Source organism: Thioflexithrix psekupsensis (genome assembly GCF_002149925.1).
Classification (GTDB): domain Bacteria; phylum Pseudomonadota; class Gammaproteobacteria; order Beggiatoales; family Beggiatoaceae; genus Thioflexithrix; species Thioflexithrix psekupsensis.
In genome coordinates this window covers 485800-510927 of the sequence record NZ_MSLT01000006.1, presented here as the reverse complement: position 1 = coordinate 510927, position 25128 = coordinate 485800, and the positions used below count along the sequence as shown (strand labels likewise).

The following is a 25128-nucleotide window of genomic DNA, read 5'->3' as shown; positions in this document are numbered from 1 at the left end:
TCAAAAAGGAGTCGCCCACCATGAGTAATTTACGAGACAATTTATCTGACTATATCGCTGATTTAACGGCATTATTGGCTGATCATCTTGACGATGGCAGTTTATTAACCGCGGCAAAAACCGCCTATGGAGAAAATGATCCCCGCTATCTGGTATTGTGCAGCTTATTATCCCAAACCAAAAAAGGCGGTTTCGGCACCTATAAAGATAAAAAAGGAAGTGGCGAGAATCAAACCGTACATAAAACTCCTCGCGAAAGCTAAACCTGACGAATTTTCTCTATTTCCTTTATTCGCCGTTGTCCCGAGTCTTTCGGCAACGGCAAATTTATGTTAAAAAATAACCCATTCAAAATATTTGTTTTCTGTCATGAAAAGCCTAATCAAATTTTCTTTAAAACAAGTTGTTTTTTACAATCTTATTTTTGTTTTATTAATTGTTGCGGGCGCATTTGCGTTATTGGCCATTCCTGTTGAGCGTTATCCTAGCGTAAAATTTGGGGAAGTCATTATTCAAACATTTTACCCTGGCGCATCGCCCAGCGATGTAGAAATATTGGTGACGCAAAAATTAGAAGATGCCCTGAAAAAGGTACAAGATATTGAGTTTATTCAATCTGTGAGTTCTCGTGGTTTTTCTTCTATTCATTTAAAGTTTTTAGATGATCATGATTATGATCATTTATACAACGAAGTGCGCTTTAAAATATTGGGCATGTTAAATGAATTGCCTGATTCTATTGATCCACCCAATATTGTTTCCATTACTATTGATGATTTTGTCCCTGTGATTGCCGTCAATTTAATGGGACAACGATCTAATCGGGCATTAGCCTTAATGGCTGATCAATTAAAGATACAATTAGAACAAATTCAAGGTGTGCAGCGCGTTGAATATAAAGGCGAACAAGTGCGCGAATTTCATCTGTTATTAAACCCAGAAAAAATGCGTGCATTAGGCGTTACTTTTCAACAAGTGGCTCATGCTTTACGTGCCAATAATATCGCTATTCCTGCGGGACAATTCTCCGACAATTCGGGACAATTTACGGTCGTTGTGGATGAAAAATTTAATAACCGCGAACAAGTGTTAGCCACAATTTTACGTCAAGATGCGGATGGTAGTTTTGTGCGGGTTAATGATGTCATGGAGCAGGCGCAATTAGATTACCGTGACCCGTTGGTTACTACCTCAGTTAATGGCGAAAATTCCCTCACATTACAAGTCATTAAATCAGAACAAGGTAATGCTTTAAATATCGTAAAGGCAGTAAAAAAACAATTAGAAGAATTTCGTCCTGTTTTAGAAGCAGAACAAGTTAATGTGATTTATACACAAGATTCTACGGTAAAAATAAAAGACCATTTATTTACCCTTGGTTCTAATATGCTATCAGGGATTATATTAGTATCCATCATTATTTGGTATTTTATGGGATTTCGCAATGCAGGTTTAATTACCATTGGAATTCCATTTGCTTTTACAGTTACGATTGGAATTATGTATATGACAGGGAATTCTTTAAATGAAATTTCTCTGTTTGCCTTCGTATTAGTGACAGGAATTGTGGTGGACGATGCCATTGTGGTGGTAGAAAATATTTATCGCCACGTTGAGCAAGGCGGCGAATCTATTGCGCAAGCCATTATTAACGGCACGAGCGAAGTGGCTTTGCCGGTGATTGCCGCCACCAGCACCACCGTTGCCGCTTTTTTACCCATGCTCATTATGACAGGATCAACGGGGGAATTTTTTGCGCAAATTCCCATGACCATTAGTTATGCGATTGTGGCTTCATTAATTGAATGTTTATTCATTTTACCCATTCACTATCTTGATTTTGGCCCTAGAATGACAAATGATCATCATAAGGAAATCGTCATTGTTGAAAAAGATCATTTGCCTATAAGAATTCTTCGTCATTTAAGCACCCATTTATTACGTATTGTGTTGCGTTTTCGTTTTTCTAGTTTAGTGGTTATTTTAATTGCTTTTGTGGCTGCATTAGCGATGATGATTAGCTCAGTCATTGGGGTTTATCCGTTTGTGAAAATTCAATTTTTTCCTGATGATTATTCCGTTTATTTTGTTGATGTGGAAGCCCCAAGCAATACTCCCATTCATATCACTGATCAAAAAGTGCGAGAAATCGCCCAATTTATTTTAAAAGATGGCTCTGGAATGGTTGATTCTGTGGAAGGATTAGCGGGATTTAAAATTGATGAAGATTATCGAGAAAGTTTTAGTAGTCATTTGGGGACATTAATTGTCACATTACCTGCAAAAGCGGATCAAATATTTGCTGATTTTCCTGTTAATGATCCTTTAAAACATTTAGATGATATTCGCAATCGGTTAAAAGCTCAATTTGAAATGGATAATTATCAAATTCGCGTCAGACCGCAAAAAGATGGTCCTCCAACAGGAAAAGATGTCAATATTCGCGTGGTTGGTTCGCATCACGAGGCTATTTACGCTTTTGCGCAGCGATTAGAAGAGTTTTTACGGACTGATCCTGAAATATCCCCTTATTTGGTCGATTTAGCCAATGATCGCGGTCAGGCGCAGCGGGTGTTGCAATTTAAAGTAAAAGCCGACCGCGCCCAAGAATATGGGCTAGATAACAGTACCGTAGCCAGTGTTGCTGCCAGTGTTTTAGATGGTTATTATGTGGGAAAATATCGCGCCACAGATGAAGAAATTGATTTTAAATTAGGCATTGCTAGCCATTATTTAAATAGCCCTGTAGATGCGTTAAATATTCCTGTATTAGAGCATTCTTCAGGCGCAATTCGCTTAATGGAATTAGTCGATTTAGAAACTCGTCAAGAATCGGCATTTATTAATCGCTATAAAGGCGAGCGAGCGGTCACAGTTTTAGCCAATATTCGTCCTGGCGCGCCGATTTCCACCCCAGTCGTCGTCAATCGAGTGAAACAATTTTATGCGCAATATCAAGATCAATACCCCGGTACTGCACTGACTTTTGGCGGCGCACATGAGGCCACACAACGCTCTTATTTATCGCTGACTTATGCTTTTGCTTTAGCCATTTTAATCATGTATATGATTCTGGCGACACAATTCCAATCTTATGTACAGCCGCTGATTATTTTATCTTCAGTGGTTTTTGCTTTAATTGGTGTTATTTTTGGCAGTGTAATAACCCAATCTTTATTTACGGTCAATAGTTTTATTGCGATTGTGGGGTTAACGGGCGTGGTGGTCAATAACTCGATTATTATGATTGATTTTATGAATCGCAATTATCAAGAAGGAAGCTCCAGAAATGAGGCAATTACTCATGCTATTCACGTTCGTTTGCGTCCTATTTTATTGACCACATTAACCACTACATTAGGTTTATTGCCAATGGCTTTAGGCATCCCCAGTTATTCGCTGGTTTGGGGCGCAATGGCTTCAACATTCGTGACAGGATTATCTGTGGCAACGGTATTGACGCTGTTTTTAGTCCCTGTACAATGGGATTTATTGCAGGAAGCCAAAGAACGTTGGGGGCATGCTCACGCACACGCCAAATAATTTTCTTTAAAGAAAAGATAAATGGCGTTTTTACTTATTCATTCACTCTGGAATTAGGATAATGCTTGTTGATTCACATTGTCATTTAGACCAAATTACTGTAGATACCCCAGAAAACTTAATTGAAACAGCACATTTAAAAGGAGTCAGTCATTTTCTTTGTGTTGCCATTGATGAATCTAATATCTCTACAGTATTGGCATTAGCGACGCAATTTGATAGTGTATTTGCTTCTGTGGGCGTTCATCCGGCGCATTTAACTGAATCTACACCCGAAATGACCGTCGATGAATTATTGCAATTAGCGGATAATGATCGCGTGATTGCGATTGGTGAAACGGGATTAGATTATTATCACCACAAAGGGGATTTAGCATGGCAAAAACAACGGTTTCGCAACCATATTGCCGCGGCTAAAGAAATCGGTAAACCGCTCATTATTCACACGCGAGAATCGCACGAAGATACCTTGGCTATTTTAAAACAGGAAAAAGCAGACCATATTGGTGGTGTGATGCACTGTTTTGTGGAAGATTGGGAAACGGCACAAAAAGCGATGGATTTAGGCTTTTATATTTCCCTTTCGGGTATTGTTACTTTTAAGACGGCAAAAGTTTTACATGACGTAGCGAAAAAAATGCCATTAAGCCATTTATTAGTGGAAACAGACGCACCTTATTTAGCCCCTGTTCCCCATCGCGGTAAAGTCAATCAACCTGCTTACGTGTGCTATGTTGCGGATTATATTGCAGAATTGCGCAATGAAAGTGTTGAAGACATTGCCAGTGCGACCACTGACAATTTCTTCCGTTTATTTTCCACCGCATCACATCCTTATTAGCCCCATTTTAAATAATCATTCAGCAGTGTCATTAAGCGGGAATAACTGTCTTCAATATCTTCCTGAGCCGCACAGGCGACGGAAGGAATAGATGTGATTTCTAGTGTATTGAGAATTAATTGATCCATAGAATTATAATAACGTACCCACCACACCCGCCGCAAATTGGCACTGCTAATGCGACAATTGCCATAACCTTTGGATAAAATCGTTAAACAACCCGTGCCTAAACGATTTAATAAAAACGTTTGATCCGTTTCACTGATCGGCAATAAAGTTAAGTTAATAATATGCGCAGGATCACCATGTTGGCAATGGCTTTGTTTGTCGATAATTTCGGTTAAAATAGCAGGCGCATTCATGAGATTATCAGGAAAATTAAACGGCTCTAATTGCGCAGGAATTTCTGTATCAGCAATGTGCCGCACCCATTCGGGAATCGCCCCAATTTCCACCCAATGGCTTTTAATCTGCCCTTGTTCATTCAGACATTGCACCAACCAAATACCCGCCAATACCGATTCTTGAAAGCGCACCGATTGCTGTCCATTGGCGATAATTTTCACTTCGCCTTCGGCTAAAGTTTGCACCACCAATTTTAAATTTTCGGCATCCAAATGATCCAGTGATAATTGCACCGTAGATTGCTCAATGCGATAATCTTTTAATTGAATTGCCAATTCATTCATTAAAGCACGAGCCGCTTTTAAATGGTGAATGGTCTCTGGTTCTGGCAATAATGGCGCACGAAATGTGGCCATTTCTTGTGGCATGGCAATATATTCTAATGGTGTTTCTTCAATCGGTGGCGTAAAATCGTTAAAAGGTAGCATAATATTTAGCTCTAACAATAGTGAAAAAAGATGAGAAAATGAGAGAATAAAAATTGCTTTTTATTCTTCTGAAGGAGAAAATAGCGGACGAATATCCCATAATGTGGCTGAATTATCGGCGGAAGCAATAGCCACCATTGTTCCTTCGGGATTAAAGGCAATATCAGTGATCCAGTCTTGATGGGCAGCCAATGTGGCGATTAATTGACCTTGTTCCGCAGACCATAATTTAGCGGTATTGTCTATACTCGCAGTGAGTAAGAAACGGCCATCGGGACTAAAGATAATTTTACGTAAAGGCGCGTTATGACCGTTTAAAGAATAGACTAATGTTTTATCTGCAATTCGCCATAATTTAGCGGTATTGTCATAACTGGCTGTGGCTAAAAATTGGCTGTCTGGACTGAAATCGGCGTAATAAACTCTATTTTCATGCCCGCTTAATGTGGCTTTTAATTCGCCTGTGCGCACGTCCCACAAGCGAATCTCTCGATCTTCGGAAACGGTGGCAAGCCATTGATTATCTGGGCTAAAACTCGCATGATAAACGGCTTGGCGATGCCCGCGCAAAATCGCATGAGGTTTGCCCGTCTCCGCCTCCCAAAGCCGCGCCGTTAAACGCCCGACCGTGACCACATAGCGACCATCTGGGCTAAAACGCGCATCCGCCACGCCCTGTTGATGCCCAACCAACAACGCAAGCGCAGACCCCGTGCGCAAATCCCAAAGGCGCGCCGTGTTGTCACGCGAAGCGGTTAAAAGCTGTTCGCCAGAGGGGCTAAATTGCGCCCGAATCACCCAATCTCTATGCTGATCAAAACGCCCTAATAATTTCGTTTCATTCACACGCCAAATAAACACGTTTTTATCATCAGAAGCCGTCACTAATCGCTCATCATTAGGGCTAAAATCTGCATCCCATAATGTGCCTTGATGCCCCGCTAAAACGGCGATTAATTTGGCTTCTGGAATTTGCCACAATCGCGCTGTTTTTACGCCTGTGGTGATCAATTGAGTGCCTTGATGATTAAAGGTCACTTTAGTGATTCCATCCTCATGACCCGTTAATCGTGCCAAAGGGGTTAATTCTAATGCTTGTGTATTTAAAAAAAACAGGTACAATAAAATAAAAATAAATAAGCGCATTGGCATGAGAAAAACTCCTAAAAGTACAGCAATTATTAGGTGGTTAGTGTAAACTGTTAATCGCTAAAGGTAAAATGTAAACTAATTTAATACAAAGGAGTTAATCAACTTATGTCTCTTCATCCCATGTTGAATACCGCAATTAAAGCCGCCCATGAAGCAGGTAAAGAATTGCTTAAAGCGCAAAAAAGACGCTTAGAATTACACATTGAAAATAAAGGGGATAAAGATTTTGTCAGTGAAGTGGATCGCCATGCCGAACGAATCATTATTGATATGTTAAGTCGCGCTTATCCCAGCCATTCTTTTTTAGCTGAAGAAAGTGGCAGTCAAGCCGCTAAATACGGCGACAGTGAATATGAATGGGTTATTGATCCTTTAGATGGCACGACTAATTTTCTGCATGGACATCCGCAATTTTCAGTGTCAATTGCGTTAAAAAAAGACAATCGTTTATTACTGGGTTTGGTGCATGATCCATTGCGGGATGAATTATTTTATGCCGAGCGGGGCAAGGGCTGTTATTTAAATAATCAACGCCTGCGCGTTAGTACGCCGATTTCACTGAATGATACCTTATTAGCCACAGGATTTCCGTTTAAATATCAACAGCATTTAGAGGCTTATTTAAACATGTTTAAAGCCTTATTTGCCCAAGTGGCTGATATTCGACGAGCGGGATCGGCGGCTTTAGATTTGGCTTATTTGGCCGCGGGACGAGTCGATGGTTTTTGGGAAATTGGTTTAAAGCCTTGGGATATTGCTGCGGGGGTCTTATTAATCGAAGAGGCCGGCGGTTTGGTCACTGATTTTGGGGGCAGTCATCATTATTTTGAAACGGGTAATTTGGTGGCTGGCAATCCCAAAATATTAAATGGCATTTTACAGACCATTAAGCCACATTTAACGGCTGATTTAAAATTATAGTTGTTTGTTACATTTACTTTTATTAAGGAGGAAGAGTTGATGAAATTAGCGCGTCAATTAGGTAGTTTATTGGCATCGACATTACTGTTATTTAGTGTATCCATTCAAGCGGAGATTAAGGGAGAAGAAGTCAGTTATTCAGCAGGCGATTTAACCTTAAAAGGTTTTATGGCTTATGATGATGCAGTGACGACACCGCGGCCAGCCATTTTAGTCGTACATGAATGGTGGGGACACAACGCCTATGCCCGCGAGCGGGCGACGCTGTTGGCGAAAGCGGGTTACGTCGCCTTAGCCGTTGATATGTATGGCGATGGTAAGACGGCTGATCATCCCAAAGAAGCGGGCGAATTTATGAAAGCCGCCATGGCCGATAAAGCGGCATTAGCGGCGCGTTTTCATGCGGCTGTTGATGTTTTACAACAACACAGTGCGGTGGACAAAGATGCAATTGCCGCCATTGGTTACTGTTTTGGTGGCGCGGTGGTGTTGGAAATGGCACGGCGCGGCGCGACATTAGCGGGGGTCGCCAGTTTTCATGGCAGTTTAGGTACGGATAATCCTGCGAAAGCGGGAGAAGTACAAGCCAAAGTCATTGTGTTTCATGGCGAAGCAGACCGTTTAATTCCTGCGGATGTGGTGGAAGCGTTTAAGCAAGAAATGACTGCGGCTGAAGTCGATTTTACTTTTGTTAATTACCCCGATGTGCAGCACAGCTTTACTAATCCAGATGCAGATGAATTGGCGAAAAAATTCGATTTGCCATTGGCTTATGATAAAGCTGCGGATGAAGATTCTTGGGAAAAATTACAAGAGTTTTTAACGGGTTTATTTACCGCACCTAACGAATAAATAATAGAAATTTTTTAAAGATTTTTTAAGCAGTTGAAAGACGCAATTTTTAGTTTATTTTATAAGCTGAGAATTGCGTTTTTTTTGTCTGAATCAGAATTTACAGAATTTCAGGATTTTCAGAATTAAAGAATAAAAAATCTACGAAAAATAAATGACGGGCAAGAATCAATTTTGAAAATTTTTGTGTCTGTAAATTCTGATTCAGACAAATTAACATTACAAATGATTAGCAATTAATCGAGCTGCATTTAATATCACATGTTCTGCACAGGGTTTGGCAATTAATTGTACGCCAACAGGTAATCCAGTGACTCGTCCACAAGGCACGGCTAACGTGGGTAATCCCGTCAATGTCCACAAACCTTGTAAAAAAGGCACTCCCGTATGATCCGATGCCCACATGGGCGCAATACTGTCAGCCGCTGCCGCTAAAAAAATCTGATCATCTTGTAATAAATGACATAAATAGTCTTGATAATCATCCGCTTGCTGCTGCGCGGCGCGGTAGGCTTCGTCTGATATTTGTAATCCACGATCAATCAAACCGCGTAAACGTTCACTCATTTGCTGCCCGGCACGCCGTCGATCTTCGCCGTGAATCATCGCCATGTCTCGACATAACAGCGTATGAATACAATCGATATGCGACGCAAAAGCCGCGGGTAATTCCTTTTCAATGACAGGAATGTCGTGTTCTTGAAAAATACGAGTGGCGCGTTGTAGGGCTAATTGACTGGGAGATTCAATACGATCCGCGAGTAAATTATTGAAATAAATTGCTTTTTTGGGTAATTGAGTATTTTCCAACCGCGGCGGCGCAATGTCACAACTGCCACTGTCACGCGGATCAAAACCAAATAACGCCTGACACGCCAAGGTAATCGCTTCGGGTTGGCTGGCGAGAATACCGATATGATCCAGCGCAGGCGACAAGGGCATTACGCCTACGCGACTGATCGCGCCGCGAGTCGGTTTTAAGCCGTAAACGCCGCAATAGGTGGCAGGACGTATCACCGATCCGATGGTTTGTGATCCAATGGCGATGGGTACCATTTGCGCGGCCACCGCAGCCGCCGAGCCGCTGGATGAGCCGCCGGGCGTGCGTTGTAAGTCGTATGGATGACGGGTGGGGCCAGCATTGGCAATGGCGTATTCGGTTGATACGGTTGTGCCGATGATGATCGCGCCCGCATCGCGTAATCGTGTGACTAATGGGGCATCGCTCATGGGGACGCGCCCTTGATGAATCGGGCTGCCCCAAGCACAACATAATCCCGCAACATCAATGATTTCTTTAATGGCTACAGGAATGCCGTAAAGAGGTTTTTGGCGTTGAATTAATGGTTTTTGGTCTAATTGGCGGGCGATTTGTAAAGCAAAGTCAGGTTGTAAATCGACAAAAGCATGAATATCATTTTCACGTTCTGAAATGGTGGTTAAATATTGGGTTAATAAGGTTTCTACGCTTAATTGGCCTTGATGAATTCTGGAAATAAGATGCGTTAAATTGGCAAATAATGGCATAAGAAAAACAGTCCTATTTTTTCAGAAATTGAGAGGGTTTGATTTTGCTACAATCGAATCCCATTTTTAGTAAAACGACGCGATTGAATAAACTGCATAAATTGTTCAGCGGGTAATGGTTTGCTTAAATAATAACCTTGTACACAATCGCATCCTTGAAAATGTAAAAAAGCCAATTGTTCTTGCGTTTCTACCCCCTCAGCAATCACCGTTAAACCCAAACTATGCGCCATCATAATAATTGCAGTGGTTAAAGATGCGTCTTCATTTTTTAAGGTTAAATCTTTAATAAAAGATCGGTCGATTTTTAAAATATCAAATGGGAAATGTTTAAGATAGCTTAATGAAGAATAACCCGTGCCAAAATCATCTAACGCCAAATGAACGCCTAATTGTTTTAAACCTTGTAAAGTTTCTTTCACTTCTTTGGCGTTGCTCATTAACAAACTTTCGGTTAATTCTAATTCTAAAAAATCAGGAGCTAAATGAGTGTCTTCTAAGGCTTGCGCCACCGTTTCTAATAAATGGCCGTCACGAAATTGATAAGGAGACACATTAACCGCGACTCTTAAAGGAATTCGGGTTTGTGTTTGCCATAATTTGGCTTGTTGGCAAGCGGTGCGCAATGCCCAAGCCCCAATGGTATTAATTAAGCCTGTGGTTTCAGCAATAGAAATGAATTGTATGGGAGAAACTTGTCCCAATACGGGATTTTACCAGCGCAATAAAGCTTCTGCACCAATCACATGTTGATTTTTCACATTCATTTGCGCTTGATAATGCAGCGATAATTCGCCCCGCTCCAACGCATAACGCAATTGTGATTCTATTTCTAAGCGTTTTAAAGCCTGTTGATTAATTTCTGGCGTAAAGAAATGATAAGTGTTTCTTCCATCTTCTTTAGACCAATACATTGCCGCATCGGCATTGCGTAATAAAGTATTGGGTTCTGTGCCATCATTAGGCGATAAGGTGATGCCTATACTGGCTGCAATAAAAATATCCCGATTAGATAAATTAAAAGGTTCATTCAGCACCATCATCAATTGTTGTGCCACCACTTCGGCTTGATTACGATGGTTTAATTGCGGCAGAATGACCAAGAATTCATCGCCGCCCAATCGTGCCAAAGTATCCTGTTCTTTTAAGCATTGGGATAAACGATGACTCACAGCAATTAATAACTCATCACCGACACTGTGACCTAAACTGTCATTGACTTGCTTAAATTGATCTAAATCAATAAATAATACACCAACTAAATAACCTTTTTCTTGCGATTTGCTTAATGCTTGTTTTAATCGCTCAAATGCCAATAACCGATTGGGCAAATTAGTCAGATAATCGAAATTGGCTTGATGTAATAATTGGTCTTCATATTGTTTGCGAACGGTAATGTCTTCTTTAATACCTAAATAATGGGTAATTTGTCCTGAATTATTTTTAATCGGGGAAATTAAAGCCGATTCCCAGAAAAATTCGCCATTCTTTTTACGATTATAAAATTCGCCTTGCCATTCATGACCTTGAGCAATTGTCTGCCATAAAATATCATATTGTTTTTCTGAAGCAAAACCTGATTTTAAAATGCTGGGTTTTTTTCCTAAAATTTCTTGTTGGGTATAGCCCGTAATGTTGACAAATTTTCTATTCACATATTCGATAATGCCTTCTTTATCCGTAATTAAAATCGAGACAGGGCTTTGCTCTACGGCTTGAGATAATTTGCGTAAATGCTCTTCTCTTTGGCGCAAAGTGCTGCTCATTTGATTAAAGGAATTGGCTAAAATACCTAATTCGCATTCTTTATGGTGTTTAACAGTTAAATATTCTCCTGCGGTTAAGGCTTCTACGCCGCTCACCAATTGCTCTATAGGATCTGAAATAATATGTTTTAATAATAAAGTTCCCATGGGAATTAATAATATTCCCGCAAAGAATAGCATCACCAATACTGCTTGTTGCATCACCGTAATTTGAGTATATAAAGTTGATTTGTCTAAAGTAAAAATAAAAATAACCCGTTGTTCTTCTCCTAAATGTAACGCCGTAACGCCTAAAAAATAATCTTCATTCGGCTGCCACCAATCGAGTTCATTTTTAAAGTCAACCTGTTCTAAATCAGGTGCGATTTTAAAGTAAAATTCTAAATTTTCTAAAGTAACATCTCCGTACAGTAAATCTTCTGACAACGCAAAAGCAAATCGCGCTTCTTTTTGTCCTAATAACTGCTCTATTGAGGTGACATTTAACTTTTCTGCCAATTGCAAAAAGCCCACCTGTCGCTGTCGTTGTCCTAATGTGCGCCATACGGGCTGCGTTAGGGTAAATAATAAACCTTGGGCATAAGGCTTTAATGTAAATTGCGCTTGTTCTGTGGCTTGATTTAATTGCGTGTGTTGCAATGCGGTGGGAAAAGGAGATAGAAAAGTTTTATTTTCCGTATCCAATAACAACGGCTGCGCTTCTTCCTGATAAGAAAGATAACCGCAGTAATGATCTTCTTCAATAAAAATCCAACAAAAACTATTAATACGCAATTGACTGTCGTAGAAAAAACCTAAGTTTAAATTGGCAATTAACAATTGTTGTTTTAAAATATGACTGAGTTTATTTTTTTCTACATCAAAAATTAAGGGTTGATACTGCTCAATATCTTGATAGGTATTGATTAGGGATAAAGAAGCAATCACATCTTCTCGCGCTGTCAGCAATTCAGCATTTTTGGCTAATCGTTGTTCAATTACAGAAAACTCCGCACGCAGATCAGCAAAAGATTGCGCAATATAATGGCGTGCATTTAGCGTGTGAAAACGAGTGCTTAAATAACTGAATAATCCACCCACTAATAATAATGATAATAAAATAGAACCCAGCCACAATAAGAGTAATTTATGTTTTAATTTAAGTGCAGTCATTTAAAAAATGGGATCAATGTGTTCGACGTTGTCTTTCGTCACCAGAACCGATTCCAACATAATCTCTTTGGGAATCGGCTGTTGTTGTAAAATTTTCAGGGCATATTCAGCCCCAGCCTGACCAAAAGTCGGATAGGTAAAACTGGCTGTTTGCGTGCCTGCACGAATCGCAGCACGCGCTTCGTTGATGTAATCAATACCGACGATCATTATCGTGGCGGGATCGATGTCGGCGTGTTGCAAAGCCAACCGCGCTCCACTGGCCATGCTGTCGCTTTGGGCATAGATGGCGTTAAATGACAGGCCTTCGGCTATCGCCTGCTCCACCGCTTGAATCGCTAAAGCACGCAGAGAGTCTGCGCGTTTAATGCCAACAATATTTAAGTGAGGATAACGCGGTAACATTTCCAAAAATCCTTCAGTGCGTTGAATGCCGGGCGTGCTGCTGGGAATATGTTGTAAAATCAATAAGTTCAATGGTTTTTCTTGTTGGCCAAAAAAGTCGGCGGCGCGTCGTCCAATATCTCGATTACTCGCGCCAATGAACAAGGTGTAGTCGTCATTAAGAGTACGGCGACTGAGCAGAATCACGGGAACGCCTGCTTGATAAATTTGGCTGATCACGGGAGTCATGGCCGCGGCATCACGCGGACTGGTGATGAGTAAGTCAATGTTTTTCTGAGCTAAATCTTCAATATCTTTGATTTGTTGTGCGGTTTGGCCGCGGGCATTGGTGACGTGTAAAGTGATGTATTCTTTGTAAGGTTCTAAGGCTTTTTGTAAGTCACGAACTTGTGCCGCTCGCCAATCATTGCTTAAATCATCTTGCGCAAAACCAATGAGAAAAGGCCGTTGTTGTGCGTCCACCCGTTGGGCTAAAAAAGATAAATCGGTATCTGCTTTATTGACAGGAGAAATAAATCCTATTGTAAGAATAATTAAAATTTGTATTAATTGGTTATTAAACATAAGGTTATCCTTGAAAAAGCTGAATTTTACTTGAGCGGTAAAAGTGAAGGAAAGTGAAAAAGGGCAATCTATCGCCTTAATTTTCGACGATAGAGTGTCTCATTTCAAGCATAAAAAAGGGTCAAGTTCCGCTGTATTTTATTACAGCGTAAACTTGACCCTATTTTCTTTCGTTTTGAATACCTTTTTTAGTGCAATCAGAAAAAGTGGTATTCAAAACGCCTCAAAATATTTCAGTCTGAATCTGAAATATTCCACTCAATTAAATGAGCGTGCTGAAGCGACTCGTTTGGCTTCCCACAGTCCCATGATGGTTTTTACATAATGCCGCGTGACGGGATAGTTGGGACAGCGGCCTAGGCGAGCGGTAATGTTTGGCCCTGCGTTAAAGGCGCATAAGGCGCGTTCTACGTCGTTGTTGAAGCGATCCAGTTGCTGGGACAGGTATTTTGCGCCGCAGTTAAGGTTTTTCTCAGGGTTTTTCAACTCAGAAAAGTTCAAGCCACAAGTGGCTTTAGCGGTTTCGGGTTTTAATTGCGTCAATCCCACTGCGCCATCGGGTGAAACGGCTTGGGGTTTCCAGCGGGACTCTTGGTGAATTAACGAGCGGAACAGGTGGGGATCAATGCCGTGGGTTTTTGCGGCGCGGTCGGCGAGTTGCTTCAGTTCTTCTTTTGCCACAAGGGCGTGACTAAAAAACAACAGTGTCGCTAACAGGGTAATAACAACATAACGCATTGTTTTTAATTGATTTTTCATGATAAAGTACCTCAAGATATAGTGTAGTTAGTACTATTATTGTCATTTTCGCAACATATTTCAAGTTTTTTGTTGTTATTTTTTTAATTTCCTTGTTAAACAAGCAGTCAGTGCTGTTGTGTTAATACAACAAATGGGAAAAAAAGTGGGTTTTATCAGGGATAAATGAAAAAAAAAGGACTTCTGTCGCTATTTACCGACAAGAGCGGATAAAAACAAGGTGTGCGAATGTTGTGGTTTTTACCAATGAGTGTTGTTTTTTTGCAGATAAACGGCCGACAGCAGGAGAGGTGTTCAGACACGCTCACGCGCTGTCTTTGTTGCAGGACAGTAAGGGCAGTGATTGGATTTGGTTTGGTCTCGATGGGGGAGACGAGCTAGAACGCAGAAAAGTGTGTGATGGACATCAGCGCGGGGGTATTATTATGGGTATACGTTAAACGTGATGGGGTGATAGTAAAACATTTTAGGCAAAACAGCAAGCCATATCACGCGATGGCAGCCATTATTTCGGCTCTCAACTTCCCATGTTTCACATCATTTTTTGTCGTGTGATTTTTTTACAATGAATTTTTATCTCTTCGGGGGTATTTTCTTTGGTGTTGCGGCAGTGACGTTGCCAAAATTCGGCTTCTTTGCGGGCGCGTTTGGCTTCTTCTTTGGCTTGTTCGGCACGTTGTCGGGTTTGGGCATAAATGGCTTCATCGCGGTTAAAAGCCGCGATTGCCGCTTGTCGTTCTGCTTCGGTCATGGTGTGCCATTGTGCTGCTGGAACGCCATAAATCGCCTTGCTACAGCTTATTGTTGAAAAAATCCCCGTTAATAACGAAAAAAAGAGCATTATTCGTATTTTTTGCATGGGCTTCATGTTGAACCTTGTGCGATACATTGTGTAATAGGTGGGGTGAGTTCGATTAGAACGGTTGTGTTTTGTCTTTCATTCTTATTCTATTCTTGTTCCTTCCCAAAAAAAACTATCCTTTCTAAAAAATTTTTAATTACAAGACGATGCCTGTTGCCCGTGTGGCTTGATTTTGCTCTATAATAGTCGTTTATTAGTATTTTATTAAATGGTGTTATAGCGGCGCAGAGGGAGAAGGTGGATAATCACCCCGTCGGAATACCGATAGCTCGTAGAAGTTATCTGTTGCCCATCGTTCAACACACAGACGTGATGTGATCTAACCAAGAGAGGAGATTTTATGGCGGATCGACGCTTACAAGTGTTTCATACCGTGGCTCGCCTGCTGAGTTTTACCAAAGCCGCGGAAGCCTTGCACATGACGCAACCCGCAGTCACATTTCAAGTGCGACAATTAGAAGAACATTTTAACACTCGACTTTTTGACCGCACCCACAATCGCATCACGCTAACAGAAATCGGCCAATTGGTTTATGATTATGCAGAGCGCATTTTTGATTTATACTCACAAATGGATAATGCGGTGAAAGAAATGACAGGGGATGTGAGTGGTATTTTGTTAATTGGCGCGAGTACCACCATTGCGGAGTATATGTTGCCGGCTTTGCTGGGCGATTTTAAAAACCGCTACCCTGAAGTGATTATTCGTTTGCGCGTGGCTAATACCGATGAAATTGTCTCTATGGTGGAGAATAATTTAATTGATTTAGGGGTGGTAGAAGCTCCCGTACATAACAAGAGTTTAGCGGTAGAATTGTGCCGCATGGATCAACTCGTGGGCATTGTTCCCGTACGCCATCCTTTGGCGGCTAAAGAATCGGTGACGGTGGATGAATTGGCGCGTTATCCTTTTATTTTCCGAGAAGAAGGATCGGGGACACGAGAGGTGATCACGGAATATTTTGCAGCGGCGCAATTGTCTCTGTTTGATTTAAATATTATCATGGAACTGGGCAGTTCCGAAGCCATCAAAGGGGCTGTGACTTCCGGCATGGGCGTTTCTATTTTATCCCGTGCCACGATTCAAAAAGAATTGCAATTAGGCACGTTGAAATCGGTAGAATTAGAACCAAAACTAGAACGTCCCTTTTCTTTCGTACATCAAAAACAAAAGTTTCGTTTACGCACAATGGAAGAATTGCTGAATTTTGCCCGCCATTACTGCCAAACTCACCCCGAATAATGGGATTAGGCGAATTATTAACCCGTCATGAATGTGCCAGATTTAACTCGCCTCCATCACCTGGCCAGCGCGCTGCCAGCAGCAGAACAAGCCATGCTGCTGGCGTTTGCTGAATTTCTGCACGCCCGAACGGCGGCCGCTGTTCCTTGTCCCGCGCCATCGCCCACGCCATTAGCTATCCCCCGTCCCGCGCAAGAGTCTGTGGTAAAAGCAATCAAACGATTGTCACAAACTTACCCCATGCTAGACAAATCTGCCTTGCTCAATGAGGCTTCTCAATTGTTGAGTCAACATGTGTTGCAAGGTCGTTCTGCCTCTGATGTAATTGATGAATTAGAGGTTTTATTTCAGCGTCGTTATGAACTATTTATTCAGGCGGATTAAAGATTATGCTCAGAGTGGTTAATCAATGGTTTCACCGTTATTTTTCTGATCCCCAGGCGGTTTTTTTACTGGTTTTTTTATTGGCTACGGTGGCGATTATTATGACGATGGGGAGAATGTTGGCCCCCTTGTTGGCGAGTATTATTATCGCTTATTTGTTGGAAGGTGTGGTGAAAAACTTGGTACATTGGCATTTTCCCAGACGATTGGCGGTGTTGATTGTTTTTATGGCATTTATTGCTTTATTGACATTTCTTCTGTTATTTTTATTGCCGTTATTGTCTTATCAGATCAGTCAATTTTTTCAAGAATTACCCAATATGATCGGCGGCTGGCAGAATAAATTAATGGAATTACCCGATGATTATCCCAATTTTATTTCAGGAGAACAAATTCAAAGTTTAATGAACACCATTCGCTCCAGCGCACGCACTTTGGGACAATTGGTGTTATCTTATTCTTTAGCGTCGATTCCTGTGATTGTGACTTTAATTATCTATTTAATTTTAGTGCCATTAATGGTATTTTTCTTTTTGATTGATAAAGAAAAGATATTGGACTGGTTAGTGGGTTTCTTACCCAAAGAACGGGCAGTTGCACAGCGAGTTTGGGAAGAAATGGATTTGCAGATTGGTAATTATGTCCGCGGAAAGTTTTATGAAACATTTATTGTCGGCATTGTCACTTATATTGCTTTTTATTGGTTAAATTTAAATTATGCGTCTTTGCTGGCGGTGTTGGTGGGTTTATCGGTGATTGTGCCGTATGTGGGTGCGGTGGCGGTCACTTTTCCTGTGATTATTGTGGCTTTTTTTCAATGGGGATGGGGGTCTGAATTTTTTTGGATCGTGAGTATTTATTTTATTATTCAAGCACTTGATGGTAATATTTTAGTGCCATTATTATTCTCTGAAGCCATTAATTTACATCCTGTAGCCATTATTGTGGCGGTGTTGGTTTTCGGTGGATTGTGGGGATTTTGGGGCGTATTTTTTGCCATTCCATTAGCCGCTTTGGTGAAGGCTTTAATTAATGCTTGGCCGCGTTCTGAGTTGCATCATCAATTGCCGCCACCCATTATTCTATAATTTCATTTTTGCACTTTATTTTTTAGGTTTATCGTCAATGTGTTGTCATGGTTGATCATTTTTCTTCGTCGCCTGCCATTGAGTTGAAAGGCAGTTTGTTCACACTGATGGTGTTGCGCGTTTTATCGACAGATTTAGAACAGATTACGGCGCAATTAGCCCATAAAGTTGCCCAAGCTCCCCAATTATTAGGACAAGCTCCGTTGGTGTTGGATTTGCTGGCGATTGCCGATCAGTCGTTGGATTTGGTGGCTTTGCTGCACGTGATTCGGCAACAGCGTTTAATTCCCGTCGCCGTGCGCAACGCCAGCCCCGCACAACAGCAAATGGCCATCGATCTCAATTTGGGAATTTTGCCCAACCCGTCGCGGCCAGAACGAGGACGTGTAGCAGAAACGACATCCGCTCCTCCCACCATTCCCCAAGAAGAATTGATCGCCCCTGATCTCGCACCCGCCAGTATTGGCGCGACCAAGATTATTACCCAACCGGTGCGCTCTGGGCAGCAAATTGTGGCCTTGCAAGGGGATTTGATTATTCTGGCTTCGGTCAGTCCCGGCGCAGAGATTTTGGCACATCGTCATATTCATGTGTACGGTCGGCTACGTGGTCGTGCTTTGGCCGGGGTCAATGGCGACAAAGAGGCGAGAATTTTCTGTCAGCATCTGGACGCAGAACTGGTGGCTATCGCCGGTCATTATCAGATTAACGAGGAACTGCCCGAACCTTTACGCGGTAAGGCAGTACAAATCGCATTGGATCAGCAACGTCTCGTGATACAACCACTAGAGACCGCTTTGCGCTAATTTTTAGGAGATATTCATTTGTCTAAAATTATTGTTGTCACTTCGGGTAAAGGAGGCGTGGGTAAAACCACCACCAGCGCGGCTTTTGCCACGGGCTTGGCCTTGCGCGGACATCCCACTGTGGTGATTGATTTTGATGTAGGTTTACGCAATTTAGACTTGATTATGGGTTGTGAACGGCGGGTGGTTTATGATTTTGTCAATGTGATTAATAATGAAGGCAATTTAAATCAAGCCTTAATTAAAGATAAACGAGTCGAACAATTATATGTGTTGCCCGCCTCGCAAACCCGCGATAAAGAAGCCTTAACCTTATCTGGCGTGGAGCGGGTTTTAAACGAATTAAAACAGCGTTTTGAATTTATTATCTGTGATTCGCCGGCGGGCATTGAACATGGGGCATTGATGGCCATGTATTTTGCGGATGAAGCCTTAATTGTCACGAATCCTGAGGTGTCTTCGGTGCGGGATTCGGATCGAATTATTGGTCTATTGTCGAGTAAAACCCGTCGTGCCATTGAAGGCGCAACACCCATTCGAGAACATTTATTATTAACTCGTTATGTGCAGCGGCGAGTCCAGTCTGGAGAAATGTTAAGCGCGCAAGATGTACAGGAAATTTTGGCCATTCCGCTCATTGGCATTATTCCTGAATCAAGTGTTGTTTTGCAGGCTTCTAATGCGGGCGTTCCCGTGACATTGGAAAGCGACAGCGATGCCGGACAAGCGTATTTGGATGTGGTGGCGAGATTTTTAGGAGAAGACCGCCCCATGCGTTTATTCTCAGAGAAAAGAGGTTTATTTTCTCGCCTATTTGGAAACTAATATGAGTTTTTTCGATTATTTCCGCGCATCCAAGAAAAAATCAGCAACCGTCGCCAAAGAACGATTGCAAATTATCGTGGCGCATGAGCGGGGATTGCGCCATTCTAATTTGGAATTTTTGCCCAAATTGCAACAAGAATTATTGGCGGTAGTGCGCAAATATGTGCAGATTGAGGATGATCAAATTAAAATTAGTGTAGAAAAAGATGGGCATTATGAAGTATTAGAACTGAATATTGCTCTGCCCGAAATGGAGGATCGACAACCCAAATGATTTGCCGTTGTGCGTGGGCTGAAGCCAGCGAATTAGAGCGCGTTTATCATGATACGGAATGGGGAGTGCCGTTGCATGAGGATCGTGCTTTGTTTGAATTTCTCATTTTAGAAGGAGCGCAGGCGGGATTAAGTTGGCGTACTGTGTTGGCGCGCCGCGAAAATTATCGCGCTGCATTGGATAATTTTGAACCGGCGCGTTTGGTGACTTGGCCGGTGGCGGCGCAGTTGAATTTGGTAAATCACGCCGGTTTAATTCGGCATCGGTTAAAGTTGCAATCTATTTTCACGAATGCGGCGGCTTTTTTGCGGATTCAAGAAGAATACGGCAGTTTTGATGCGTATTTATGGCCGTTTGTGGGGGGTAAACCGCAACAACCCACTCGCCAGTCTGTCGCTGATGTTCCCGCAGTCAGTGCGGAGGCAACGGCATTTAGTCGAGATTTAAGCCGACGTGGATTTAAATTTGTCGGCCCGCGCATTTGTTATGCCTATATGCAGGCGGTGGGCATGGTGAATGATCACACGGTGGATTGTTTTCGTTTTCGGGAGTTATCCTGCGATAAAAGACCCCCTTCCCAAGCCTAATCGTAACGTCAATTCCCCCCAATCCTTACAAAAACCCTCTTGTTTTGTTGTAACCAATCGCACAAAACAAACAAAGCCTCCCTGACTTTGTCGCATATCCTACCACGAAAAATAACCCTTACACGCTTATTTTCTCCTTTAAAATCATATTGTTATCCGTAAAAATAAACTTGGCACGCTGTTTGATATAAATAGCGTGCGACAAGTTAAGTCCTATTCTCACACTTCTAAGGAGAACTGATATGCGTCAATGTGCAATTTACGGTAAAGGTGGTATCGGCAAATCGACCACAACACAAAATCTGGTCGCTGCATTAGCAGAAGCGGGTAAAAAAGTCATGATCGTCGGCTGTGACCCGAAAGCGGACTCCACCCGTCTGATTCTGCACTCCAAAGCGCAAAATACGGTTATGCACTTGGCTGCCGAAGCGGGTACCGTTGAAGATTTAGAACTCGAAGATGTCATGCAAGTTGGCTACGGCGACGTGCGTTGCGTTGAGTCAGGTGGCCCTGAACCCGGTGTAGGCTGTGCAGGTCGTGGTGTAATCACTGCCATCAACTTCTTAGAAGAAGAAGGTGCTTACGACGACGAATTAGACTTTGTGTTTTATGACGTGTTGGGCGACGTAGTTTGTGGTGGTTTCGCCATGCCCATTCGTGAAAATAAAGCCCAAGAAATTTATATCGTAGTTTCTGGCGAAATGATGGCCATGTACGCTGCCAATAACATCGCTAAAGGAATTGTGAAATATGCCAATTCCGGTGGTGTGCGTTTAGCCGGTTTGATTTGTAACAGCCGTAACACCGACCGCGAAGACGAACTGATCGAAGCCTTAGCCGCTCGCATGAATACCCACATGATTCACTTCGTTCCTCGTGATAACGCCGTACAGCACGCTGAAATCCGTCGTATGACTGTTATTGAGTACAATCCCAAAGCGAAACAAGCCGATGAATATCGTGCTTTAGCGCAAAAAGTGATTGAGAACAAACGCTTAGTCATTCCTACTCCATTAACGATGGATGAATTGGAAGAAGTGTTAATGGAATTCGGTATTATGGATCAAGAAGACGAAAGCATCATCGGTAAAAAAGCCGAAGAAGCGTAAACGTCACGCCCGCCCTCCCCATCATTTTCTGATGGGGAAGCCCGTCAAAATTCCCCCTTTAGCGAGTGAGTCCACAGATTAGTGGCGACAAGTACAGGAGACAGTCATGGCAGAAATGACACGCGAAGCAACTGAAGCCCTCATTCAAGAGGTGTTAGAAGTTTACCCTGAGAAGGCCAAAAAAGACCGCAACAAGCACTTGGCCGCCAATGATACTTCATTGGAAAAATCCAATAAGTGCATCACGTCCAACAAAAAATCATTACCCGGTGTCATGACCATTCGCGGATGTGCCTATGCGGGTTCTAAAGGCGTGGTCTGGGGCCCGATCAAAGACATGATCCACATTTCTCATGGCCCCGTGGGTTGTGGACAATATTCTCGTGCGGGTCGTCGTAACTACTACGTAGGCACGACGGGCGTTAATACTTTCGGTACGATGAACTTTACCTCTGATTTCCAAGAAAAAGACATCGTTTTCGGCGGCGACAAAAAGCTGGATAAGCTTTTAGACGAAATTGAAATGTTATTTCCCTTAAACAAAGGGATTTCTGTGCAGTCTGAGTGTCCGATTGGTTTGATTGGTGATGACATTGAAGCGGTCTCTAAAAAGAAAGCCAAAGTGATCAACAAGCCTATTGTGCCGGTGCGTTGTGAGGGATTCCGTGGTGTGTCTCAGTCTTTAGGACACCACATTGCCAACGACGCGATTCGTGATTGGACTTTGGGCGCACGGGATGATGATCACAGTTTCCAAAGCACCCCCTATGATGTCGCCATTATCGGTGACTACAATATCGGTGGGGACGCATGGGCTTCTCGGACGTTGTTGGAAGAAATGGGCTTGCGTGTAGTCGCGCAATGGTCTGGTGATGGTACCATTTCTGAAATGGAATTGACTCCTAAAGTCAAATTGAATCTGTTGCATTGCTATCGTTCAATGAACTACATTTCTCGTCACATGGAAGAGAAGTATGGGATTCCTTGGATGGAGTATAACTTCTTTGGCCCCAGCAAGATTGAAGAATCTTTGCGTAGAATTGCCAGCTTCTTTGATGACAAGATCAAACAAGGTGCAGAGCGCGTTATTGCTAAATACAAGCCATTGATGGATGGGGTTATTGCTAAATACCGTCCTCGTTTGGAAGGCAAGCGCGTGATGTTATATGTGGGTGGTTTGCGTCCACGTCATACTATTGGTGCGTATGAAGACTTAGGCATGGAAGTGGTGGGCGCGGGTTATGAATTTGCGCATAACGACGACTATGACCGTACCATCAAGGAAATGGGCGATGCCACGTTGCTGTATGATGATGTCACTGGCTACGAATTTGAAGAGTTCGTGAAAGCGATTAAGCCTGATTTGATCGGCTCTGGCATTAAAGAGAAGTACATTTTCCAAAAAATGGGCATTCCTTTCCGTCAAATGCACTCATGGGATTATTCTGGCCCTTATCACGGTTACGATGGTTTTGCCATTTTCGCCCGCGATATGGACATGACGTTGAACAATCCTTGCTGGGCTAAACTGAAAGCACCTTGGAAAGTGAAAGAAGAAAGTGAGCAACGACTCAGCGCGCAAGCGTAAGAGTCAAATCAATAAAACAGGCGACAGTGTCATTATCCTCACTGTCGCCTGTGCAAAAAACGGTTAGTCAACGCGCCAACGTGCCTAACCATTCAGATTCAACGTCTTTATAGCGACATCTACAGATGAGTAGTGCGCTAGGAGCAATCATCATGCCTCAAACGACTGATAACATCAAGCCCTGTTACCCTTTGTTCCGCGAGCCAGAGTATAAAGAAACTTTGGCAGCCAAAAAAGCCAACTTTGAAGAAGCCCACAGTGCCGAGAAGATCGAGGAAGTCTTTCAATGGACAACCACGGAAGAGTACAAAGAGCTGAATTTCAAACGCGAAGCCTTAACCGTTAATCCTGCTAAAGCGTGTCAACCTTTGGGTGCGGTGTTGTGTGCGTTAGGTTTTGAGAAAACATTGCCTTATGTGCATGGTTCACAAGGTTGTGTGGCTTATTTCCGCACTTACTTTAACCGTCATTTTAAAGAGCCAGTGGCTTGTGTGTCTGACTCCATGACGGAAGACGCGGCGGTGTTTGGTGGTCAAAAGAACATGTTTGACGGCTTGGAAAATGCCAAAGCATTGTATAAACCCGACATGATCGCGGTTTCTACGACTTGTATGGCAGAGGTGATTGGTGATGACTTGAATGCGTTCATCAATAACGCCAAGAAAGACGGTCGTTTAGCGCAAGAGTTCCCTACCCCATTTGCGCACACTCCTAGTTTTGTGGGCAGCCACACGACGGGTTGGGACAATATGTTTGAAGGGATTGCGCGTTATTTCACGCTCAATTACATGGAAGACAAAGTCGTCGGCAGCAATGGCAAGATCAACGTGGTGCCGGGCTTTGAAACCTATTTGGGTAACTATCGCGTGATTCACCGTATGTTAGACGAGATGGGTGTCGCGCACAGCATGTTGTGTGATCCGACGGAAGTATTGGATACTCCGGCTGATGGTGAGTTCCGTATGTATGCAGGCGGTACGACTTTAGCCGAGATAAAAGACGCACCTAACGCCATTGATACGCTGTTATTGCAACCTTGGCATTTGGAGAAAAGCGAAAAATACATCAAAAATACGTGGAAACACCCCGTTAGCGACATCAATATCCCCATGGGATTGGAGTGGACGGATGAATTTTTGATGAAAGTCTCTGAGTTGACCGGTAAGCCAATTCCTGCTTCTTTGGAAAAAGAACGCGGACGTTTGGTTGACATGATGACTGACTCGCACACCTGGTTGCATGGTAAGAAGTTCGCGTTGTGGGGTGATCCTGATTTCGTGATGGGCTTGGCTAAGTTCTTGTTGGAAATGGGCGCAGAACCGATTCATATTCTGTGCAACAACGCCAACAAACGTTGGGCCAAATCCATGCGTAAGATTCTCGACGAAACTCCCGTAGGCAGCAGTTGTGAAGTGTATATCGGTAAAGATTTGTGGCACATGCGCTCGCTGGTGTTCACCAATAAGCCCGATTTCATGATTGGTAATTCTTATGGTAAGTTTATCCAACGCGATACCTTACACAAAGGTAAAGAATTTGAAGTGCCTTTGATTCGCATTGGTTTCCCCATTTTCGACCGTCATCATTTACACCGTATGACTACTATGGGTTATGAAGGTGCAATGTATATATTGACCACGATTGTCAACGAGATTCTGGCGCGCTTAGACGAAGAAACTCGCGGCATGGGAACGACGGACTTTAACTACGACTTAGTCCGCTAAATCGTCATCATACTGTACGCGGTATGTCGTTATGAAAGGGGGCTGGGTTGTCTAAAAACACCCTGCTCCCTTTTTTAGTTTCTGCTTAATTTTAAGGAATTTCCCATGCCCAGCGTAATGCTCCGACGTAATGATAATGGCCAACTCAGTTTTTATGTGGCTAAAAAAGATTTAGAAGAAACCATTACTCATATTGAATTTGAAGCCGAGGATAAATGGGGCGGAGAGATTGAATTGTCAGATGGTTCTAAATATTATTTAGAGCCATTGGATGTTGCGCCTAAATTACCCATTACTCTCCGTGTGAAACGGTTATAATTGTC

Annotated in this window: 24 protein-coding genes; 16 read left to right on the top strand and 8 right to left on the bottom strand. The window is 42.6% G+C overall.

Annotation, left to right across the window (positions count from 1 at the left end; genetic code table 11):
- Nucleotides 1-20: 20 nt before the first annotated feature.
- From TPSD3_RS03300 to TPSD3_RS03290, 3 genes are all read left to right on the top strand, one after another.
- Entirely contained in the window at nt 21-263 is a 243-nt protein-coding gene (locus TPSD3_RS03300) for a hypothetical protein (protein ID WP_086487158.1), read from the top strand.
- A 106-nt stretch (nt 264-369) separates the two neighbouring features.
- Nucleotides 370-3543, top strand: coding sequence for an efflux RND transporter permease subunit (locus tag TPSD3_RS03295; protein ID WP_086487157.1), 3174 nt, complete (start codon nt 370-372; stop codon nt 3541-3543).
- Between the two features lie 61 nt (nt 3544-3604).
- A complete protein-coding gene (locus TPSD3_RS03290) occupies nt 3605-4384 on the top strand; it encodes a TatD family hydrolase (RefSeq protein ID WP_086487156.1) in 780 nt (259 codons plus the stop codon).
- Here TPSD3_RS03290 and TPSD3_RS03285 read toward each other — a convergent pair.
- On the bottom strand, nt 4381-5217 hold the full coding sequence (locus TPSD3_RS03285) for a hydrogenase expression/formation protein (protein ID WP_086487155.1): 837 nt from the start codon (nt 5215-5217) through the stop codon (nt 4381-4383). The two genes, TPSD3_RS03290 and TPSD3_RS03285, sit on opposite strands and share 4 nt — an antisense overlap.
- A 60-nt stretch (nt 5218-5277) precedes the next feature.
- Nucleotides 5278-6369 carry a WD40 repeat domain-containing protein gene (locus TPSD3_RS03280; RefSeq protein ID WP_086487154.1) on the bottom strand — a complete coding sequence of 364 codons (1092 nt, stop codon included), beginning with the start codon at nt 6367-6369 and terminating at the stop codon, nt 5278-5280.
- Between the two features lie 105 nt (nt 6370-6474).
- On the opposite strand from TPSD3_RS03280, the gene TPSD3_RS03275 reads away from it, so the two are divergent.
- Both TPSD3_RS03275 and TPSD3_RS03270 read left to right on the top strand, forming a co-directional pair.
- Complete coding sequence (locus tag TPSD3_RS03275) at nt 6475-7290, top strand: inositol monophosphatase family protein (protein ID WP_245391512.1); 816 nt, start codon at nt 6475-6477, stop codon at nt 7288-7290.
- A 39-nt stretch (nt 7291-7329) separates the two neighbouring features.
- Nucleotides 7330-8142: a dienelactone hydrolase family protein gene (locus TPSD3_RS03270; protein ID WP_086487153.1), complete on the top strand. Its 813-nt coding sequence runs from the start codon at nt 7330-7332 to the stop codon at nt 8140-8142.
- Between the two features lie 219 nt (nt 8143-8361).
- Here TPSD3_RS03270 and TPSD3_RS03265 read toward each other — a convergent pair whose 3' ends face one another.
- The 6 genes from TPSD3_RS03265 to TPSD3_RS03235 all read right to left on the bottom strand — a co-directional run bounded on the left by TPSD3_RS03265 (nt 8362) and on the right by TPSD3_RS03235 (nt 15156).
- Nucleotides 8362-9669: an amidase gene (locus tag TPSD3_RS03265; protein ID WP_086487152.1), complete on the bottom strand. Its 1308-nt coding sequence runs from the start codon at nt 9667-9669 to the stop codon at nt 8362-8364.
- 47 nt (nt 9670-9716) lie between these two features.
- Complete coding sequence (locus TPSD3_RS03260; RefSeq protein ID WP_086487151.1) at nt 9717-10373, bottom strand: EAL domain-containing protein; 657 nt, start codon at nt 10371-10373, stop codon at nt 9717-9719.
- 9 nt (nt 10374-10382) lie between these two features.
- Nucleotides 10383-12587, bottom strand: a complete 2205-nt coding sequence (locus TPSD3_RS03255) for a bifunctional diguanylate cyclase/phosphodiesterase (protein ID WP_086487150.1) — start codon at nt 12585-12587, stop codon at nt 10383-10385.
- Entirely contained in the window at nt 12588-13556 is a 969-nt protein-coding gene (locus TPSD3_RS03250; protein WP_086487149.1) for a substrate-binding domain-containing protein, read from the bottom strand.
- A 258-nt stretch (nt 13557-13814) separates the two neighbouring features.
- Nucleotides 13815-14315: a lytic transglycosylase domain-containing protein gene (locus TPSD3_RS03245; protein WP_086487148.1), complete on the bottom strand. Its 501-nt coding sequence runs from the start codon at nt 14313-14315 to the stop codon at nt 13815-13817.
- A 532-nt stretch (nt 14316-14847) separates the two neighbouring features.
- On the bottom strand, nt 14848-15156 hold the full coding sequence (locus TPSD3_RS03235) for a hypothetical protein (protein ID WP_176329708.1): 309 nt from the start codon (nt 15154-15156) through the stop codon (nt 14848-14850).
- 361 nt (nt 15157-15517) lie between these two features.
- Here TPSD3_RS03235 and TPSD3_RS03230 point away from each other — a divergent pair, with 361 nt between their 5' ends.
- The 11 genes from TPSD3_RS03230 to nifT all read left to right on the top strand — a co-directional run bounded on the left by TPSD3_RS03230 (nt 15518) and on the right by nifT (nt 25123).
- The gene (locus tag TPSD3_RS03230; protein WP_086487145.1) at nt 15518-16420 is read left to right on the top strand and encodes a LysR family transcriptional regulator; all 903 of its coding nucleotides are present in this window, start codon (nt 15518-15520) and stop codon (nt 16418-16420) included.
- 27 nt (nt 16421-16447) lie between these two features.
- Entirely contained in the window at nt 16448-16804 is a 357-nt protein-coding gene (locus tag TPSD3_RS03225) for a hypothetical protein (RefSeq protein WP_086487144.1), read from the top strand.
- 5 nt (nt 16805-16809) lie between these two features.
- Nucleotides 16810-17892 carry an AI-2E family transporter gene (locus TPSD3_RS03220; RefSeq protein WP_086487143.1) on the top strand — a complete coding sequence of 361 codons (1083 nt, stop codon included), beginning with the start codon at nt 16810-16812 and terminating at the stop codon, nt 17890-17892.
- 47 nt (nt 17893-17939) lie between these two features.
- On the top strand, nt 17940-18698 hold the full coding sequence (gene minC / locus TPSD3_RS03215; protein WP_086487142.1) for a septum site-determining protein MinC: 759 nt from the start codon (nt 17940-17942) through the stop codon (nt 18696-18698).
- Nucleotides 18699-18716: 18 nt separating this feature from the next.
- Entirely contained in the window at nt 18717-19523 is an 807-nt protein-coding gene (minD, locus tag TPSD3_RS03210; protein WP_086487141.1) for a septum site-determining protein MinD, read from the top strand.
- Between the two features lies 1 nt (nt 19524).
- Complete coding sequence (gene minE / locus TPSD3_RS03205) at nt 19525-19797, top strand: cell division topological specificity factor MinE (protein WP_086487140.1); 273 nt, start codon at nt 19525-19527, stop codon at nt 19795-19797.
- On the top strand, nt 19794-20384 hold the full coding sequence (locus tag TPSD3_RS03200) for a DNA-3-methyladenine glycosylase I (RefSeq protein WP_086487139.1): 591 nt from the start codon (nt 19794-19796) through the stop codon (nt 20382-20384). Before minE ends, TPSD3_RS03200 begins: the two co-directional genes overlap by 4 nt.
- Before the next feature lie 242 nt (nt 20385-20626).
- A complete protein-coding gene (nifH, locus tag TPSD3_RS03195) occupies nt 20627-21493 on the top strand; it encodes a nitrogenase iron protein (RefSeq protein WP_086487138.1) in 867 nt (288 codons plus the stop codon).
- Nucleotides 21494-21599: 106 nt separating this feature from the next.
- Nucleotides 21600-23081, top strand: coding sequence for a nitrogenase molybdenum-iron protein alpha chain (gene nifD / locus TPSD3_RS03190; RefSeq protein WP_086487137.1), 1482 nt, complete (start codon nt 21600-21602; stop codon nt 23079-23081).
- 152 nt (nt 23082-23233) lie between these two features.
- Nucleotides 23234-24805: a nitrogenase molybdenum-iron protein subunit beta gene (gene nifK, locus TPSD3_RS03185; protein ID WP_086487136.1), complete on the top strand. Its 1572-nt coding sequence runs from the start codon at nt 23234-23236 to the stop codon at nt 24803-24805.
- Between the two features lie 105 nt (nt 24806-24910).
- Entirely contained in the window at nt 24911-25123 is a 213-nt protein-coding gene (gene nifT / locus TPSD3_RS03180; RefSeq protein ID WP_086487135.1) for a putative nitrogen fixation protein NifT, read from the top strand.
- Nucleotides 25124-25128 lie beyond the last annotated feature (5 nt).